At 62.7% G+C, this 17,176-nt stretch carries 13 protein-coding genes; 6 read left to right on the top strand and 7 right to left on the bottom strand.

Annotated features, from left to right (window positions below; translation table 11 throughout):
• Window positions 1-1,614, top strand: a complete 1,614-nt coding sequence (locus R8L07_01865) for a GMC family oxidoreductase N-terminal domain-containing protein (protein MDW3204261.1) — start codon at window positions 1-3, stop codon at window positions 1,612-1,614.
• Between the two features lie 60 nt (window positions 1,615-1,674).
• Here the strand turns inward: R8L07_01865 and R8L07_01870 are convergent, their stop codons facing one another.
• Window positions 1,675-2,970: an FAD-binding oxidoreductase gene (locus R8L07_01870; GenBank protein ID MDW3204262.1), complete on the bottom strand. Its 1,296-nt coding sequence runs from the start codon at window positions 2,968-2,970 to the stop codon at window positions 1,675-1,677.
• 113 nt (window positions 2,971-3,083) lie between these two features.
• A complete protein-coding gene (locus R8L07_01875; GenBank protein ID MDW3204263.1) occupies window positions 3,084-4,724 on the bottom strand; it encodes an AMP-binding protein in 1,641 nt (546 codons plus the stop codon).
• A gap of 168 nt (window positions 4,725-4,892) precedes the next feature.
• On the opposite strand from R8L07_01875, the gene R8L07_01880 reads away from it, so the two are divergent.
• From R8L07_01880 to R8L07_01895, 4 genes are all read left to right on the top strand, one after another.
• On the top strand, window positions 4,893-5,576 hold the full coding sequence (locus R8L07_01880; protein ID MDW3204264.1) for a type 1 glutamine amidotransferase domain-containing protein: 684 nt from the start codon (window positions 4,893-4,895) through the stop codon (window positions 5,574-5,576).
• A gap of 217 nt (window positions 5,577-5,793) precedes the next feature.
• The gene (locus R8L07_01885; GenBank protein MDW3204265.1) at window positions 5,794-7,209 is read left to right on the top strand and encodes a hypothetical protein; all 1,416 of its coding nucleotides are present in this window, start codon (window positions 5,794-5,796) and stop codon (window positions 7,207-7,209) included.
• Window positions 7,209-8,474 carry a glycosyltransferase gene (locus R8L07_01890; protein ID MDW3204266.1) on the top strand — a complete coding sequence of 422 codons (1,266 nt, stop codon included), beginning with the start codon at window positions 7,209-7,211 and terminating at the stop codon, window positions 8,472-8,474. Before R8L07_01885 ends, R8L07_01890 begins: the two co-directional genes overlap by 1 nt.
• Before the next feature lie 32 nt (window positions 8,475-8,506).
• Window positions 8,507-9,511, top strand: coding sequence for an HlyD family efflux transporter periplasmic adaptor subunit (locus R8L07_01895; GenBank protein MDW3204267.1), 1,005 nt, complete (start codon window positions 8,507-8,509; stop codon window positions 9,509-9,511).
• Between the two features lie 36 nt (window positions 9,512-9,547).
• On the opposite strand, the gene R8L07_01900 is transcribed toward R8L07_01895, so the two are convergent.
• Both R8L07_01900 and R8L07_01905 read right to left on the bottom strand, forming a co-directional pair.
• Window positions 9,548-11,926, bottom strand: coding sequence for a transketolase (locus R8L07_01900; GenBank protein ID MDW3204268.1), 2,379 nt, complete (start codon window positions 11,924-11,926; stop codon window positions 9,548-9,550).
• A 262-nt stretch (window positions 11,927-12,188) separates the two neighbouring features.
• Window positions 12,189-13,391, bottom strand: a complete 1,203-nt coding sequence (locus tag R8L07_01905; GenBank protein MDW3204269.1) for a methionine gamma-lyase — start codon at window positions 13,389-13,391, stop codon at window positions 12,189-12,191.
• A gap of 95 nt (window positions 13,392-13,486) precedes the next feature.
• Here R8L07_01905 and R8L07_01910 point away from each other — a divergent pair, with 95 nt between their 5' ends.
• Window positions 13,487-13,963, top strand: coding sequence for an Lrp/AsnC family transcriptional regulator (locus tag R8L07_01910; GenBank protein ID MDW3204270.1), 477 nt, complete (start codon window positions 13,487-13,489; stop codon window positions 13,961-13,963).
• A gap of 24 nt (window positions 13,964-13,987) precedes the next feature.
• On the opposite strand, the gene R8L07_01915 is transcribed toward R8L07_01910, so the two are convergent.
• Genes R8L07_01915 through R8L07_01925 form a run of 3 tightly spaced genes read right to left on the bottom strand, consistent with a single transcriptional unit; the run spans window position 13,988 to window position 17,158 of the window.
• Window positions 13,988-14,932, bottom strand: a complete 945-nt coding sequence (locus tag R8L07_01915; protein MDW3204271.1) for a 3-hydroxyacyl-CoA dehydrogenase NAD-binding domain-containing protein — start codon at window positions 14,930-14,932, stop codon at window positions 13,988-13,990.
• Window positions 14,933-14,951: 19 nt separating this feature from the next.
• Window positions 14,952-15,728 (bottom strand): SDR family oxidoreductase, encoded by a 777-nt coding sequence (locus R8L07_01920; protein ID MDW3204272.1) that lies wholly within the window; start codon window positions 15,726-15,728, stop codon window positions 14,952-14,954.
• Window positions 15,725-17,158: an aminobutyraldehyde dehydrogenase gene (locus R8L07_01925; protein MDW3204273.1), complete on the bottom strand. Its 1,434-nt coding sequence runs from the start codon at window positions 17,156-17,158 to the stop codon at window positions 15,725-15,727. The genes R8L07_01920 and R8L07_01925 overlap by 4 nt, the downstream gene beginning before the upstream one ends.
• Window positions 17,159-17,176 lie beyond the last annotated feature (18 nt).

The raw sequence follows: 17,176 nt of genomic DNA on the forward strand, positions 1-17,176 counted from the left end.
ATGGAAACCTATGACTATGTGATCGTCGGCGCGGGCTCCGCCGGCTGCGTTCTGGCGAACCGGCTGACCCAGGACGGCAAGAGCAAGGTTCTGCTGATCGAGGCTGGGCCCGACGACCGCCGGTTCTGGATTCAGGTGCCGATCGGCTACGGCAAGTCCTTCTACGATCCGAAGGTCAACTGGATGTACACGACGGAACCGGTGCCGTCGCTGAACAACCGGACCAGCTACTGGCCGCGCGGCCGGGTTCTGGGCGGGTCCAGCTCGATCAACGCGATGGTCTATATCCGCGGCCAGGCGCAGGATTACGAGGACTGGCGCGCGGCGGGCAATCCCGGCTGGGGCTGGGACGACATCCTGCCGATCTACAAGCGCATGGAAAGCCACGCCGGGGGCGAGAGCGAATACCATGGCGGGTCCGGCCCGCTGCATGTCTATGCGCCGGGCGAACGCCTGCATCCCAGTTGCGAACATTTCTTCCGCGCCGGGGAGGAAATGGGCCTGCCGCGCAATCCGGATTTCAACGGCGAAAGCCAGCGCGGCGTCGGCCATTACCAGGTCACGGTGCGTGACGGCATGCGCATGTCCGCCGCCCGCGCCTATCTGTGGCCCGCGCGCAAACGGCCCAATCTGCGCATCGTCACCCATGCCGAAGCGCGGCGCATCCGCTTTGAAGGCAAGCGCGCCGCGGGTGTGGAATATGTGAAGGGCGGCAAGTCCCATCTGGTCCGTGCATCGCGCGAAGTCATTCTTTCCGGCGGTTCGGTCAATTCGCCCAAACTTCTGATGCTGTCGGGCGTCGGTGCCGCCGCCGATCTGGCACAGCATGACATTCAGCCCGTCCACGACCTGCCCGCCGTCGGCCGAAACCTGCTGGACCACCTGGATTGCGGGGTCATCTACAAATCCAAGGTGCCGACCCTGAACGACCAGCTTTATCCGCTGTGGGGCAAGCTGTGGGCCGGGATGCAGTATGTGCTGGCGCGCCGGGGCCCGTTGTCGCTCAGCGTCAATCACGGCGGCGGATTCTTCAGTGTCGGACCGGACCAGACGCGCCCGAACATCCAGCTCTACTTCTCGCCCCTCAGCTACACGCGCGTGCCGGCGGGTACCCGCGCGTTGATGAGCCCGGACCCCTATTCCGCCTTCAACCTCAGCATCTCGCCCTGCCGGCCGACCAGCCGAGGACAGGTCAGCCTCCGACCGGGGGCCCCGCATGGCGCACCGGTCATCGACCCCAACTATCTGGCGACCGAACATGACCGGTTCGAGATTATCGAAGGCATGCGTTTCCTGCTGAAGTTCGGCCGCACCGAAGCGATGCGGAAGATCGTCGAGGCGCCGGTCGACCCCTTCCCCAAAGGCGAGGACGACGAGACCCTGATGGACTATATCCGCGATCGTGCCGTGACCGTCTTTCATCCGGTCAGCACGTGCCGGATGGGCCCGGCCGGCCCGGACACCGTGGTCGGCCCGGATCTGAAGGTACATGGACTGGTGGGTTTGCGCGTCGCCGATGCGTCGATCTTCCCGTCCCTAACCTCAGGCAACACCAACGCCCCATCGATCATGGTCGGCGAGAAGGCCAGCGATCTGATCCTGAGCGACCGTTAGTCCGGGTCTTGTTGCGCAAATAAGTCGCATCGCGAACGGTACTGCTCACTCGGAATTTGCTTATAGCCCCGTTGCGTCCATGAGCCGATACCAGGCGACGGAAGCCGGAAGGAACCACGGGTTTCCCGTATAGAACGGCCGCGTCGAGAAGGACGTATCCTGTAGCGGCGACTGCCCTTCCTTGCGCCCCAGAACCTGCAACCCGGTCTTCATGCCCAGATAGCTGGCCATCGACACGCCGGACCCGCAATAGCCCATCGCATAGTACATGCCGTCGCGCTGTCCCAGATGGGCCATCGTTCCGAAAGTGTAGGCGACCGTTCCCATCCAGGAGTGACCGACGCCGACCCCGTCCAACTGCGGAAAAAGGCGCAACAGTTCCCGGTGCAGCAAGGTGCCGCTGATCTTGGGGTCGACCTCACCGTTGGTAACCCGGCCACCGAAGAGAATACGGCTGCGATCGGGCGAGGGGCGGTAGTAATGGACGACCTTTCGGCTGTCGCTGACGATCCGGTCGCGGGGCATGACCTCGGCCATCACATTCGGATCGATCGGGTCAGTCGCGATGACATAGCTACCGATCGGGATGACCCGTCGGCGCTGCCATGGGGTGAGCGGCCCCGTGTAGCCGTTGGTTGCGATCACGACGTCACGTGCCCTCACCTGCCCGCCCGGAACGTGAACCAGGAAACCGTTCCTGTCGCGGTCGATCCGTGTCACCGGGCTGTTCCCCAGCACCGACGCCCCGGCTTCCAGCACCTTCCTCAGAAGTCCGCCGTGATATCGCCCCGGGTCCAGTGATGCATGGGCCTCGAACACCACACCGCCGAAATAGACATCCGTGCCCAATTCGGTGCGCAGGTCGGATCGCGGCACGGCATGGGCGGGAACCTCCAGCCCCTTCGGCTGGTCCCCGATCTCCCGAACCAGCCTTTCGTAGCGACGGGCACTATGGGCCGCATGGAACCGGCCGGGGACCTTGAAATCGCATGCGATCCCCTCCTCGGCCACGAAGCGTTCGATCCAGGACAGGGCGTCCCGGCCTTCCTTCAGAATCGCGAACGCGGCCGCCTCACCATAGCGCTTCGACAAGGCCCGATATCCAGGTTTGATGCTGGTGCTGATCTGCCCGCCATTGCGCGTCGAGCACCCGAATCCCGCGGCTTCGGCATCGAACACCAGGGTCGACCGTCCGCCCCGCGCGGTCTGCAGCGCCGCATGGAGCCCGGTATAGCCTGATCCGACCACCACCACGTCGACCTGCGCCGGCAAGTCGGCCTGCGGCAGGTCCGGGCGCGGCGTTTCCTCCCACCAGTAAGGGTAAGGTCTGAATGCATTGCGGACATCTTCATTCATGCGACGGCGGCCTGATCCAGTCGATTTTGCGCGCTCAGTGTGCCCCCCGATTCAGGCGGAGTGGAGTGCCAATTTCATCCAGTCTCCAGTCCATGAATGTCGGTAGGGCGACGTCAGGTCGCCGGCACCTTGTCGGCGGCGAGGCGTTCCATCGCCATGGCGCGCAGTTTCGCGCGCTGCACCTTTACGCCGTTCGCACTTTGGGTCACCGGAAAGGCCTCGAGGGGATAAACCCGCAGCGGCCGCTTGAACTTCGCCAGACGAGCGGCGGCAGCGGCATGTACGACCGCTTCATCGAATGCCGTTATCGGATCGCAGATCACGAAGGCAACAGGAAGCAACCTCTCGTGCCACTCGACGGCGACGACCTGGGCGTCGGCCACGCCCGGCAGGGTCTTCAGGACCTCTTCGATCTCGGCGGGATCTACAAGGAAACCCCCCAACCGGATCGCGTCCCCGGCCCGCGTGATGTAGACGAAGGAACCATCGTCCCGCATCGCGCCGATATCCCCGGTCCGGAAAAACCCATCGCCCGTCATGGCCTCCGCCATGGCATCCGGATTCCTGAAGTAGCCCGTGAAGCTGGTTTGCGCCCTGATCTCCAGCGCCCCTGCTTCCCCGATCGGCAGGACCTTCCCGCTTTGCGCATCGACCACGCGCACGTCCGCATCGGCGGAGGTCGGACTACCGCCCGCCTTCAGCCGCTCCTCCAGCGGCAAGTCCGCGTCCTGCAGCGCGAACAACGCGTTGACCTCCGACGATCCATACAATCCCCGAAGCGGCAGCCCGCCCTGCGCCGCGTCCCGGAGGCGCGACGACAGCCCCGGCGTGAAGGATGCGAAGCCGCAGAGGCGGAGCGATTTCAGACACGCCCCCCTGTCGCCCCCCGGCTCATCCGCCACATCCAGGAGACGGGCCAGCATCTCATCACTGCCGATCAGATGGGTCAGGGTGTGTGCCTCGACCCGGGACAAGGCATCCTGCGGATCAAAGACATCACAGAGATGAAGACCGGCACCGCCCGCAATCGCGCCCAGGGCGGCGTTGAGCCCGAACACCCCGCAGAAAGGCATGGCCGCGAGAAGGCCAGCCCCCGGCGCATCAAATCCGAACCTTGGCGCCACACGCTGGGAGTGGAGGGCAAGCGTTGCCTGCGAATGCATCACCAGTTTTGGTGACCGGGTCGTACCGGAGGTCGTGAAAAAGGCCAGCGCCGCAGACGGGTCGCTCAACACATCCCACGACATTCCTGCCCCTGGCTGAACCCCGGCCCACAAATTGACCGGGCGGACCTTCCGCCCCAGCAAGACTTCCGGCAGCCCGAATTCAGATTTCCCAGACCCGGTCAGCACAGAAACCGCCTGCAGATCCGGCAGCGACGCCGAATCGACACCATTGAGAATTCCTGGAAAGTCGATGCCCCGAAAATCCGTCTGCAGGATCAGCCGGGACGCGGCAGAGGCCTTCAGGATGTATTCAACTTCTGCCGCGCGGTATCGGGTGTTGACCGCCACCAGCGTCACCCCTGCGCGTGCCATGGCAAAGAGCAGCGCCAGCCACTCAACCCGGTTCGGCAGCCACACCGCCACCCGGTCTCCGCCTGTCAGCCCTTCGGCGGCCAGCCAACGCTCCGCTGCCGCAACCAGATCGGCAAAATCGTCGAAGGCAATGGAAGTGTCCGCGGAAAGCCACAGCACGTTGCCGGGGTTCTGACGCCAGGCATCGAGAAGACAATCGAGACGGGGTTTCGGCATGGACAGAACTCAACGCGTTGTTTCTGCCATTCCATACCCTACTGCGCCGTCGCGCAATGCCGCGCAGGCTTCGATACCCTTGAGTCCTGCGTCAGCCCGCACCTGAAACCCCGCCGCGAACCACTACAGCGGCCAAACGTTTATCACCCAGTAGAAAGGAGATATGACATGGCACAGATCCTCATTCTCTCGACCGCGACCGACAGTCTCGGTTCGACGGGAAAATCCACCGGTGTCTGGTATGAAGAACTGACGACCCCCTATTACGCCTTCACGGATGCCGGCCACGACGTCACCCTGGTTACACTCGGCGGCCGCCCCGTACCGATTGACCCGAACTCGGATTTGAGCGGCGACGATGCGCCGGCATCGGTCAACCGGTTCCGAAACGATCCCGCAGCAACTGCCCTGCTTTCAAAACCGGGCAAGCTGGAGGACCAGAAAGTCTCGGATTACGACGCGGTCTATATCCCGGGCGGTCATGGCGCCATGTGGGATCTGGCCGAGAGTGATCTTGTCGCAACATTCCTGGGACGTGCCTGGGACGCGGGCAAGGTGGTCGCCTCGGTCTGCCATGGCCCGGCTGCCTTCTCGAAGGTCCGCGACGCCAATGGCGACCCGATCGTGAAGGGCCGGAAAGTGTCCGCCTTCACGGACAGTGAGGAAAACGCGGTCGGTCTTGCCGATGCGGTACCGTTCCTGCTCGAGACGCGATTGCGCGAACTGGGAGCCGTTTTCGAGGGCGTTGCGGACTGGCAGCCCCATTCCGTAGCCGATGGAAAGCTGGTAACCGGCCAGAACCCGGCTTCTTCGGAAGGTGCGGCCCAGAAGGTGCTGGCCCAGCTTCGCTGAATGCATGAAGCCCATGAGGCGTTGAGGGCGGCACCTCCACGGTGCCGCCCCTCGGCGCCGTCACATCGTCCCGTCTGTTCATCACCATCAGGCAAACCTGGCGTCACTCCGTCCAGGTGCGGACAACATCGCAGTTTCGAGGTGCACTTGCGGGACGGACAGATCGCCATAAGTTTGTTTACGGGGATTCACGGGAATGGTTGATGCGAGGTCATGCATGGGAGGCAGCCAATCGCCACAATCGAGCGGCGTGAACGAAACGCGGGACCGGTTGGATGACGGCCGAGTTGCCTCCGTCGATGGTTCGACGCCGCCGCTCAAGGTTCTGACACTGCCAGAAACCGGCGCATTCCCGCCGGAGATCGATGGAGTCCAAGCGGTTCGGGATCCCCTGGACCGTTTTGATCTGGTGGCCCTGACCGATCAGGTGAGCCCTGCAGTGCTGTACCGTACGCTTTCCGAAGGCTCGGGATTGCTCTGCCCGATCATCGACCTGACCGGGTCGATGGGTGATATGGCGGACGTCTCGATACCGACACCGACACAAGACGGTTTCCGGGACGCACTTGGCGAAATCGTTCCCGTTCTGCGTCGGCTGGATGAGATTCCAAGCTTGGAGCAATCAGCGGATTCGGACGGATTGTTTGTGCTTGCGATGGCCTATTCCCGACGCGAGGGGCTTGAACCACGCATCGATCCCGACAGAAAGCAGGCCATGGGCTATCCGCTGCTGCGAGGGATGCCGGCTGCCAGAAAGACACTGGAAATGCTGCATCAGGCCGGCCTTCTGTCACGCCGACATCACGAGCGGCTGCATATCTGTTCGAACTGTCAATCCTCACGGCTCAACATCCGGGAGGTGGACCCGGAGACCGGCAGCAGCAACCTGCACGAGGTCCCCCTGACCCATCATTACGAATGCGGGCACCAGGCACCGGAAACGGAGTTTCTGCGCGATGGCAGCCTGGTCTGCCCCAAATGTCGACGCACGCTTCACCATTTCGGCGTGGACTATGACAAGCCGGGAACCGTTCTGGTTTCCGGCGAAAGCGGCGAAGCGGTGAGCGACCCGGAGGTGGAGTTCGTCTGTCTGGACTGCCAATCGAAGATTCCAGGGGATTCCGCCGATACCGTCGACTGGTTTGCCTATGACCTGACAGAGGATGGAAAGACCGCCGTCCGCTCCGGTAGGCTGCCGCATGTCGATCTTACCGACCTGCTGACAGGCACGGACCACGCACGAAGTCTCCGCGATTTTCTGATCCTGGTCGACCATGACAACGACACGGCCCTTCGGTATGAGCGCCCCCTCTCCCTGTGCCGTTTCGACATTGTCGATGGCGAGGAGATGCGGCGCACTTTGGGCCGCCGGGGCGCCTCCGAGACATTATCGGCAATCATCACCGTTCTCGTCGAAGTCCTGCGAGAGACGGATTATGTGACATCGCGCGGCGACAGCATCTATGTCGCGATGCCGGAGACGACGCCGGAGAACGCACGCAAGGCATTCCGGCGCGTGGAAGAACAGATCGGAAAATCCATTCGCGAACCGCCGAAGATCGCGGTCAAGCTGTTCTCATCCCCGGATCTGGACGAAGGGCTGAACCCGCTGCGCACTGAGGGCAATGGGTGATGGAGGGTTCGCTCGACTATCTGCTGGGTCTCGATCTCGCCGGTTTCGTAGCGATGTTCTGGTACCTGATCTTTCTGGAAGGACCGCGCTACATTCTGTCGGCCCACTTGGTCGCGCTGAGCCGGGTGAGTGCGCCGCGCATTGAGGGAACCGGTTTCCGGAGCGGCCAACACCGGATCAGTGTCCTGCTGGCCTGCCACAACAACGCCGACAAGCTTCCCTTTGCCGCGCGGTCGATTGCGGAACAGACCATCGGCAAGGTTCAGGTCGTGGTCGTGAATGACGGATCGACGGACGAAACCGACGCCGTGGTGAAGTCGCTCCTGCGCCTTGGACTGGTCGATGTGTATCAGAAGACCGATGTTCGCTGCGGTAAGGCCGCCGCCCTCAATCTGGGTTTCCGGTACTGCACCGGCGACTTTGTCGTTACCGCCGACGCGGATACGTCCTATGACCGGGATGCCTTCGAAAAACTGATGGTTGCTTTCGACGACCCGAAGGTGGGGGCCGTCGCGGGCAATATCGCCGTGCGGAACTGGCAGCAGAACCTGCTAACCAGAATGCAGGCAATTCAGTATCTGATTTCGATTTCGGTCGGACGGCAGGTCAACGCGATGTTCGACATCCTGTTCATCGTGTCTGGTGCCTTCGGCGCCTTCCGCCGGGAAGCGATCACGGCGGTCGGGGGGTGGGACGTCGGACCCGGCGATGATTCCAATTTGACGATCAAGGTCCGCCGCGCAGGCTGGCGCATAGAGTTCGCACCGGACGCCTGGTCGATGACCGATGTACCGGCAAACATGACCGCCTTCACGAACCAACGGCTGCGCTGGAACAGAAGCCTCATTCGCAACAGATTTCGAAAGTTCCGCAGCGCGCTCAACCCGGGGACAGCACAGTTTTCCCTGACCGATGCCTTGGGCATTATCGACGTTCTGTTCTTTCAGGCAGCCCTCGCCTTTGCATGGTTCTTCTATCTGGGCTGGCTGTTCTACAATTACGGGTCGTTCGGCTGGACGGTCCTCGGCGCCGTTACCGTGGTTCAGATCATCGTGACGGTCATGACATTTCTGGCGGCCGGAGCCGCCGCCCGACGCCATGCGCGACTGTCGCTGCTGCCGTTCTCGATCCTGTACAGTCTGTTTGTGAGTTACCTACTGCGCGCCATCCGGGTTGTGGCCTATCTGGACGAGCTGATCTTCAGGCATTCCTACTCCGACAGCTTCGTTCCAAGACATGTTCGAAACAGGTTGGAGAGATTCTAGTGCTGACGAGTCTCAGACGACGACAATCGACAATGCAACAGCGGCGGGACCAGCGCCGCACCGGTCCCAGATGGACGCCCTATATCTATGTCGGCGTGTTGCTGACCCTCGCCCTATGGGCCGGTAACAACCTGTTCGGCCACATGTTCTTCCTGAGGGCCGACGGTTTGGTCGTGGCCACGGCCACGGCTGTATCGAGCGAAAACGTGGCGCGAGTCGACGCCGTTCATGTCGAACAGGGCCAACGGGTACAGCGCGACGCGCCGGTGGTCGATTTGTCGTCGCAATCCTATGCGGAAAAAATCGCCACCTTGACGCTGCGCCGGGCGCAGAATGCCAGCCAACTGGCGGAACTCCGCGCCCGCCGGGATTCCCTTCCGGAACTGATGGCGGCCGCGACCGCGCGAACCGAGGCGGCCGGAGAGCGCCTGAAATCGCTCAGCGCGCTGGCGGAACAGAACATCGTCACGGAGTCCGAAGTCGCCGCGGCTCACGACCGATATTACCGTGCGCTTGCCGAACGCCGCAGCCTGGAAGGTGATCAGCAGACCATCAGCCAGCGGATCGATGATCTGAGGACAGCGGTGGAAGCCGCAGACGAAACCATCGCCACTTTGAAACAGCGATACGGATCGGGCCGGATCAGCGCGCCCGCCGATGGCATCGTGGGGCAGGTATCCGTTTCCCCGGGCGATGTCGTTCAGCCTGGGCAAAGCATGCTTCGCATCTATCGCGAACCGCGTTTCGTGCTTGGCTTCCTGCCCGCGACGGCATTCTACGACATTCGACCCGGTGATCGTGTCGAGGTGCGTTACGGCCTGATCGCCCTGCCCGCGACGATTGAGAAGATCGAACCGGTGGCCCCGGAACTGCCGGAGGAGTTTCAGAAATCCTTCAAACCGGTGGACCGACAGCAGCTTGCCTATATTCGTCTCGCCGACCCCGCCGCCGCCCCGCCGCTCTTCGCCAAGGTCGAACTGCGGTCGGGGATTTCGGAATGGGAACGGCTTCGCACCCTTCTGGGCCTGGACCGATAGTCCATTCCCGGCATTCGGCGAGCCGGGCTTCGGGAATCAGGCCAGGTAGTGGATCGACTTTCCGGTCGTCAGTCCGCTGACCTTTTCGACGATCGATTGGGCGTCGATCCCGTAGTGGCGGTAGAGATCCTGGATGGATCCGGTCTGGCCGAAATGCTCGACACCCAGCGGGATCGTCTGATGCCCCTGCACCGCCCCCAACCAGGCCAGCGTCGCCGGATGGCCGTCGATGACGGTAACCAGCTTGCAATGCCTCGGCAGGTCCGCAAACAGGGTCTCGATATGGCTGACGGCGTTGCTGTTGCCACGTGACCGGGCGCGCTGGGCGGCGGTCCAGCCGGCATTCAGGCGATCTGCGGACGTCACGCTCAAGACCGCGACATCGCGTCGTCCGCCGGCAACGATGCCGGCCGCCTGGATGACTTCCGGCGCCACCACGCCCTGATAGGCCAGAACGACCTCGCAGTTCGGGCCCGGTTCGCGAACCCAGTAGGCACCGTCGATCGTCCCCTGACGGAAGTCCTGATCGGTCCGGCGGGCTGCCTGTTCGATCGGGTTGGTGCTGAGCCTCAGATAGACCGAGCCACCGACCTCGTCGCGAAGCCAGGTCCGCTCGTCCGGATCGCCCTCGCCGTCGCGCTGCATATAGTCGAAGGCCCATTCCAGAATGACCGCCAGTTCGTCGGCGAAGGCAGGCTCGAAAGCGGCCAACCCGTCCTGGCTCATTCCGATCAGCGGCGAGGCGATGGATTGATGGGCGCCGCCTTCGGGCGCCAGGGTCACACCCGACGGCGTGCCGACGATCATGAAACGCGCATCCTGGTAACAGGCATAGTTCAACGCATCGAGGCCGCGCGATACAAAGGGATCGTAGACCGTACCGATCGGGATCAGCCGCTTGCCGAAGAGCGAATGCGACAAGCCGGCGGCGGCAAGCAGCAGGAACAGGTTCATCTCCGCAATACCCAGCTCCAGATGTTGGCCGTCCGGAGTGAAGTCCCATTTTGCAGTCGACGGAATCTTTTCCTCGCGAAACAGGTCGGTCGACGCGGTCCGGGCGTAGAGTTTCCTTCGGTTGACCCATGGGCCCAGGCTGGTCGTGCCGGTCACATCGGGCGAAGTTGTCAGAATCCGCTGCACCAGCGGTGCGTCCTGCTTTGCCAGGTTGCCGAGAATTTTGCCGAAGGCGGCCTGTGTCGATATTTCCTTATCACCCGGCACTTCCAGTTCGGGAACCGGCAGCACCGCGTCCCGGTAACGACGCCGACCGTCCGCGAAGAACGGCACTCCATCGAGGAACGCCTTGAATCCGTCGACATCGTCGATGGTGGCGAAGCGATCCCATTCCTGCCCGTCCGGAACCCCCATATGGCGCTGCCAGTCCGCCATCTGCGCCGGGGTCATCAGGCCGCCGTGATTGTCCTTGTGCCCGGCGATCGGCGTGCCCCAGCCCTTGATCGTGTAGGCCAGGAAACATGTCGGCCGCTCATCGTCGATATCGGCGAAAGCGTCGGCCATGGAACTGACACAGTTGCCGCCGAGATTTTCCATCAGCGCCGCCAGTTCCGCGTCGCTGCGCCGGTCCAGCAGCGCGCTGACCTCGCTTTGGTCACCGAGGTCGTTCATCAGCCGTTCGCGCCACACCGCACCGCCCTGATAGGTGAGTGCGCTGTAATCCTGGTTCGGACAATTGTCGATCCAGTCGCGCAGTTTCTCGCCGCCGGGCTCCTTGAACGCCTCGCGCTGCAGGGCCCCGTACTTGACCTTCACAACCCGCCATCCGAAGGCGTCGAACACCTTCTCAATGCGCTGCCACAGGCCTTCCCGGACAATGCCGTCCAGCGACTGCCGGTTATAGTCGATGATCCACCAGCAGTTCCGCAGATCGTTCTTCCAGGCTTCCTGCAGACATTCGTAGACATTGCCTTCGTCGAGTTCGGCATCGCCTGCCAGCGCAATCATGCGGCCGGTCCGAATGCCGCTGCCCCAGTCCTTGGACTGGATGAAGTCCTGCACCATCGACGCAAAGGAAGTCACGGCGATCCCCAGACCGACAGAGCCGGTGGAAAAATCGACATCGTCGATATCCTTGGTCCGGCTGGGATAAGATTGCGCGCCGCCAAATCCGCGGAAATCCATCATCTTCTTCAGGGTCTGATTGCCCATCAGATACTGCATGGCATGGAACAGGGGCGACGCATGAGGTTTCACGGCAACCCGGTCCTGCGGCCGCAGCGCACTGAAATACAAGGCAGTCATGATGGAGACCATTGAGGCAGAGGACGCCTGATGTCCGCCGACCTTGATCCCGTCCGGATTGGGCCGGATGTGATTGGCGTAGTGGATCATCCAATGCGACAACCAGAGCAGCCGCTGTTCGACAGTCTTGAGGGAATTGTCTTCGGTCTGCGTCATGGTCCTGCCTTTGTTACCAAGGTTCTGCGCCAGATGGTGGCCCCATTCTGATATGCGTGCCGATACTCTTCACTCCACGGGCCGAATCTCAGACCCGCCCCAGAGGGAAAATGCGGGCGATCATCCCGCAGGGCAACCCAGCGAAGCGCTTCTTCGACCCGCCGGTTACGGAGATTCTGTAGTCAAATCCGGAAATGCCAATGGTGTTCATGGTCCCAAGACCCATGAAGCACGGTTAACCAGGCACCCGGCAAAACCGGCATCACGCCGCCTGCATGTTGTGCCCGGCCAATGCGTTCATCAGGTCGTCAATCAGGTCGTCGACGGCCTCAAGGCCGACCGACAGGCGAACCAGACCTTCCGCAATACCGTGCGCGGCCCGTTCCTCCGGCGTGTAAGTCGAGTGGGTCATGCTGGCCGGGTGCTGAATCAGGCTTTCCGCATCCCCAAGACTGACCGCTCGCTGGATCAGTTTGAGGCGGTTCATGAACGCGATCCCGGCCTGTTTCCCGCCCTTCACTTCGAAGGGGATCATGCCGCCGAACGCCGACATCTGCCGTTCGGCAACGTCCCGCTGCCGAAAACTTTCAAGGCCGGGATAATGGACGCAGCTTACGGCCGGATGGTTCTCCAACGCCTGGGCAATCTTGAATGCAGAGCGGCAATGGCGTTCCATCCGAAGTTCCAGCGTCTTGATTCCGCGCAGCAGCAGCATGGCTGTCAGCGGCGACATTACCGCGCCGGTCATGTCCTTCAATCCGACCAGTCGGATCCGTGAAATGTCTTCCGACGATCCGACGATGAGACCGGCAATGACGTCCCCATGTCCCCCCAGATATTTGGTGGCGGAATGGACAACGATATCCGCGCCGAGTTCGATGGGACGGGTGACTACCGGGGTGGCATAGGTGTTGTCGACCACCACCTTTGCCCCGGCCTGCCGGGCAATCTGCGAGATCGCCGCGATATCAACCAGTCGATTGTTCGGATTGGCCGGTGTCTCAAAGTAGACGATTTTCGTATTGGCGCTGATCGCATCAGCCAGCTTGGTCGGGTCGCACATGTCGACCGTCGTGACCTTCACGCCGAATTTCGGAAGGCCATGGGTCATGAAGGCGAAGGTGCAGCCGTACAGGGTCTTGTCGACGATGATCTCGTCACCCGCCTCCAGGAATGTCCAAAGGGTCGACGTGATTGCCCCGATACCGGAGGCCGTCGCCAATCCCGCCTGCGCCCCTTCCAGATTGGCGATACGATCTTCCAGTTGCGCCAGCGTCGGATTCGAGATGCGGGTGTAGAAATGCCCCTCACGCTCGCCGGCAAACATCGCCCCGCCATCCTCGGCATTTTCGAATGTGAATGTCGAGGTGAGATAGATCGGCGGATTCAGCGACCCCTGCGCATCCCGGGAATCATATCCATGGTGTATCGCACGCGTGGCAAATTCTTTCCGATCCGGATTCATCCTAACCTCCCAGTTGTTGGCGGAAGCATAATAGGATGACTGTTCTGCATTTTAGTTGCTAACTTGGCCCCAAATAGCAGAGGAGTTGGCATTTTATGCCCGAAAAAGCCGAACTGGATCGTACGGACCGACGCATCATCCGCGCCCTTCAACAGAATGGGCGCATGACCAATCTGGACCTTTCCGCCGCCGTGAACCTATCCCCGTCGCCCTGTCTGCGTCGGCTGAAGGCTCTGGAACAGAACGACGTGATCCAGGGCTACAGCGCGCAGGTAGACCCCCGTCGCTATGGGCTGCCCGTGACCGTTTTCGTCCGGATCAGGCTGGAACTGCACTCACGGGAATCGGTGCTCCGGTTCGAGGAAAGTGTCCGGTCAATTCCCGAGATTCTCGAGTGCCACCTGATGACCGGCCTGTCCGACTACCTGTTGCGTGTTCTTGTCAGCGACCTGGAGGATTACGAGCGGTTCGTCCGGACCCGGCTGCACCCGATCGGAGGCATCAGTTCTATCGATTCAAGCTTCGTTTATGGCGTAGTCAAACGAACCCACGTCTTTCCCGACATTGAATAGCCTGCCACCAACCGGAACGCGGCATTAGCCGGAACGGTTTCGATGCTTCGCATTCGCGGTCTGCATGCCGACGATCAGGGCGTCGCGTTCGGCCATCAGGTCGGTCATGGCGCGCGCGCCCTGCTCCGCTTCGATTCCGGCGCGCAGGGCAGCGATGGTGTCGGCATTCAGCTCGACATCCTTCATGGATTCCCACCAGCGATTGAAGCTGGGTTCATACCGGCTGCAGAACTCGCCCAGGCCGAGATCTCCGGCGCCCAGATGGAACAGCATATGCGGTCCCATCGCCGCCCAGCGCAGACCGGGCCCGGCCCAGATCGCCTTGTCGACATCCTCGACGGAGGCCACACCTTCGACAACGAGGGAAATCGCCTCTCGCCACAGCGCGGCCTGAAGCCGATTGGCGGCATGGCCGGGCACTTCGCGGTGGAGGCGGATCGTCACCTTGCCGCATTCGGCATAGAAGGCCTCCGCGCGCTCCAGGACATCATCATCGGTCCGCTCATTCGCCAACAATTCGACCAGTGGGATCAGATGCGGAGGATTGAAGGGATGGCCCAGCACCAGGCGCCCCGGATTCCGCCAGCCCTTTTGCATTTCGGAAACCATCAGCCCGGATGCGGAGGAAGCCACCACCGCATCGGCGTCCAACACCGGCTCGATCTCAGCAAAAAGCGCGTGCTTGATCTCGATCCGCTCCGGCACGCTTTCCTGGACGAAAAACGTCCCTTCGACAGCCTCGGCGGCGGAGGCGTGGAACGTCATCGACGCCGGCGTGTCGGCCGATGGCAGGCCCAACGCGACCAGCGCCGGCTGCGCCCTTTCGGCATAGGCGCGAATTTGGGCTTCCGCCCCTTCGGCCGGATCGAATACGCGGACCGGATAGCCGGTTGCGGTGAACAGGCTGGCCCAGCTGGCGCCGATCACCCCACCGCCCAGAATGGCGACGGACTTGGACTTCTGGCTCATTTGGTGGTTTCCCTTCGATCTAGAACAGCGCCGGGTTCAGTGGTGACGCGGCGGTCAGGCCGCCATCGGCGGTCAGCATGCTGCCGGTCATGAAATCGGATTCGTCCGAGGCCAGCCACACGGCGACCTTAGCGATATCCTCCGGCTTGCCGAAGCGGCGGGACGGATGACGCGCCAAAGCATCCTGCTTCGCCCGATCCGGATCGGTGGCAACGGCGAAACCGGCCTCCGCCATTTCCGTCATGATCCAGCCGGGACAGATCGCGTTACAGCGGATTCCCTGCGGACCGTGGTCGACGGCAATCGACCGGGTCAGCCCATGTACGAAAGCCTTGCTCGCGTTGTAGAGCGCCATCGCGGGGTCCGCGACACTGGCGGAGATCGATCCCAGATTGACGATCGCGCCGCCCCCATTGGCGGCCATTACCGGGATCGCCGCACGGCACATGTTGAAAACGCCCCGCGCATTCGCGCCCATCAGCAGGTCCCAGTCCGCGTCGGTGCTTTCGGTGACCGTCTTCTCGATCTGCACGCCGGCATTGTTGACCAGAATGCCGGGCGTGCCGAACCGTTCCGCCGTTTCCGCAACCAGTCGCTCACAATCGGCCGAGATGGAAACGTCGATGGTGGTCCAGCCCACCGCAGGGTCCAGCCCGTCCGGTCGCGCGCCGCGCCCGCAGGTCATGACGGCGGCACCGGCCGCAAGGTATGAGGACACGATCGCAGCCCCGATGCCGCGACCGCCCCCCGTCACGATCGCCGTCTTCCCGGCGAGAAGGGTCGATGCGGTGCTCATGCGTGGGCCACCATGACATGACGGACGGCGGTGTAGGCATCCAGCGCATAGACGGACATGTCGCAACCGGTCCCGGACCCGCGCATTGCCGCCCAGGGCATCTCCGCCGTTGCGACGCCATGGGTATTGATCCAGGTGAAGCCGAAGCGCAATCGGCTGGCGACGGCCATGGCCCGACCGACATCGGCTGTCCAGACCGAGGAGGCGAGACCGTAGATGCTGTCATTGGCCCAAGCGATGGCCTGTTCCGCATCGTCGAACGGCGTGACCGTTACCACCGGCCCGAAGATTTCCTGCTGCACGGCCTCACTGGATTGCGCAGGGCCGGCCAGGACCGTCGGGGCGACATAGAAACCTTCCCCCTGTGGTGCGGCTCCGCCCAGAACATCGACGCCGTCCGCGGCGCCCGCCCGGTCGATGAAGCCCTGCACACGAATGCGGTGACCGGCACTGATCAGTGGGCCCATCTCGACATCGGCATCCAGACGGGCACCAACCTTGATGTCCGCCACCGCACTGCCGAGATCGGCGACGAAGTTCTCGAACCGCGCTTTCGGCACATAGAGACGGGACGGCTGGGCGCAGTCCTGACCGGCGTTGAAATAGCTGCCGCCGCGCACTGTCTCCAGGACGGCCTCCAGATCGGCGTCATCGAAAACCAGCACAGGGGCCTTGCCGCCCAATTCCAGATGAGTATGCCGGATCTTCCGCGACGCCGCAGCCATGGCACGTTTCCCGGTTTCCGGCGAACCGGTGATCGAGATACCCTCCATGGCCGGATGGTTGATCAGCGCCTCACCGACCTGCGGGCCGCGCCCGTGGACTACATTCACGACGCCCTTCGGGAAGATATCGGCCAGATCGTCCGCCAACCGCATCAGGGACAATGGCGTCAGTTCCGACGGCTTCAAGACAATGGTGCATCCGGCTGCCAGGGCGGGGGCCAGTTTCCACGACGCCATCATCAACGGATAGTTCCAGGGGGCAATCGCCGCAATCGGCCCGATCGGATCGCGCCGGATCATGGAGGTATGCCCGGCGACATACTCGCCGGCGGCAGACCCGGTCATGGTACGCGCGGCACCGGCGAAGAAGCGAAAGACATCACTGCACAGCGGCAATTCCTCGCTTTCCGTCAGCGCGCGGGGCTTGCCGCAATTCAGGCTTTCCAGATCGGCCAGCTCGGCCGCCGCCGCATCGATCCGATCGGCAAGGGCCAGCAGCATCGTTGCGCGCTCACCCGGCGGTGTACGCGACCAGCCTTCAAAGGCCACCTGCGCTGCGCGGGCCGCCGCATCGACCTGCTCCCCGGTTGCCTCTGCCAGTGACAGGATGGTCTCCCCGGTGCACGGGTCGACGACCGGCAGCGCCTCGCCGCCCCCGTCCACACGCTCCCCATCGATCAGCATGCGCGGATTTCCAATCTTCATTCCCTGCCCTCCCGTTGG

It is taken from the genome of Alphaproteobacteria bacterium (genome assembly GCA_033344895.1).
GTDB lineage: Bacteria > Pseudomonadota > Alphaproteobacteria > UBA8366 > Aestuariispiraceae > Pacificispira.

Coding starts and splice junctions, on each gene's coding strand:
- R8L07_01865 (MDW3204261.1), top strand. CDS start 1: ATGGAAACCTATGACTATGTGATCGTCGGCGCGGGCTCCGCCGGCTGC.
- R8L07_01870 (MDW3204262.1), bottom strand. CDS start 2,970: ATGAATGAAGATGTCCGCAATGCATTCAGACCTTACCCTTACTGGTGG.
- R8L07_01875 (MDW3204263.1), bottom strand. CDS start 4,724: ATGCCGAAACCCCGTCTCGATTGTCTTCTCGATGCCTGGCGTCAGAAC.
- R8L07_01880 (MDW3204264.1), top strand. CDS start 4,893: ATGGCACAGATCCTCATTCTCTCGACCGCGACCGACAGTCTCGGTTCG.
- R8L07_01885 (MDW3204265.1), top strand. CDS start 5,794: ATGGGAGGCAGCCAATCGCCACAATCGAGCGGCGTGAACGAAACGCGG.
- R8L07_01890 (MDW3204266.1), top strand. CDS start 7,209: ATGGAGGGTTCGCTCGACTATCTGCTGGGTCTCGATCTCGCCGGTTTC.
- R8L07_01895 (MDW3204267.1), top strand. CDS start 8,507: ATGCAACAGCGGCGGGACCAGCGCCGCACCGGTCCCAGATGGACGCCC.
- R8L07_01900 (MDW3204268.1), bottom strand. CDS start 11,926: ATGACGCAGACCGAAGACAATTCCCTCAAGACTGTCGAACAGCGGCTG.
- R8L07_01905 (MDW3204269.1), bottom strand. CDS start 13,391: ATGAATCCGGATCGGAAAGAATTTGCCACGCGTGCGATACACCATGGA.
- R8L07_01910 (MDW3204270.1), top strand. CDS start 13,487: ATGCCCGAAAAAGCCGAACTGGATCGTACGGACCGACGCATCATCCGC.
- R8L07_01915 (MDW3204271.1), bottom strand. CDS start 14,932: ATGAGCCAGAAGTCCAAGTCCGTCGCCATTCTGGGCGGTGGGGTGATC.
- R8L07_01920 (MDW3204272.1), bottom strand. CDS start 15,728: ATGAGCACCGCATCGACCCTTCTCGCCGGGAAGACGGCGATCGTGACG.
- R8L07_01925 (MDW3204273.1), bottom strand. CDS start 17,158: ATGAAGATTGGAAATCCGCGCATGCTGATCGATGGGGAGCGTGTGGAC.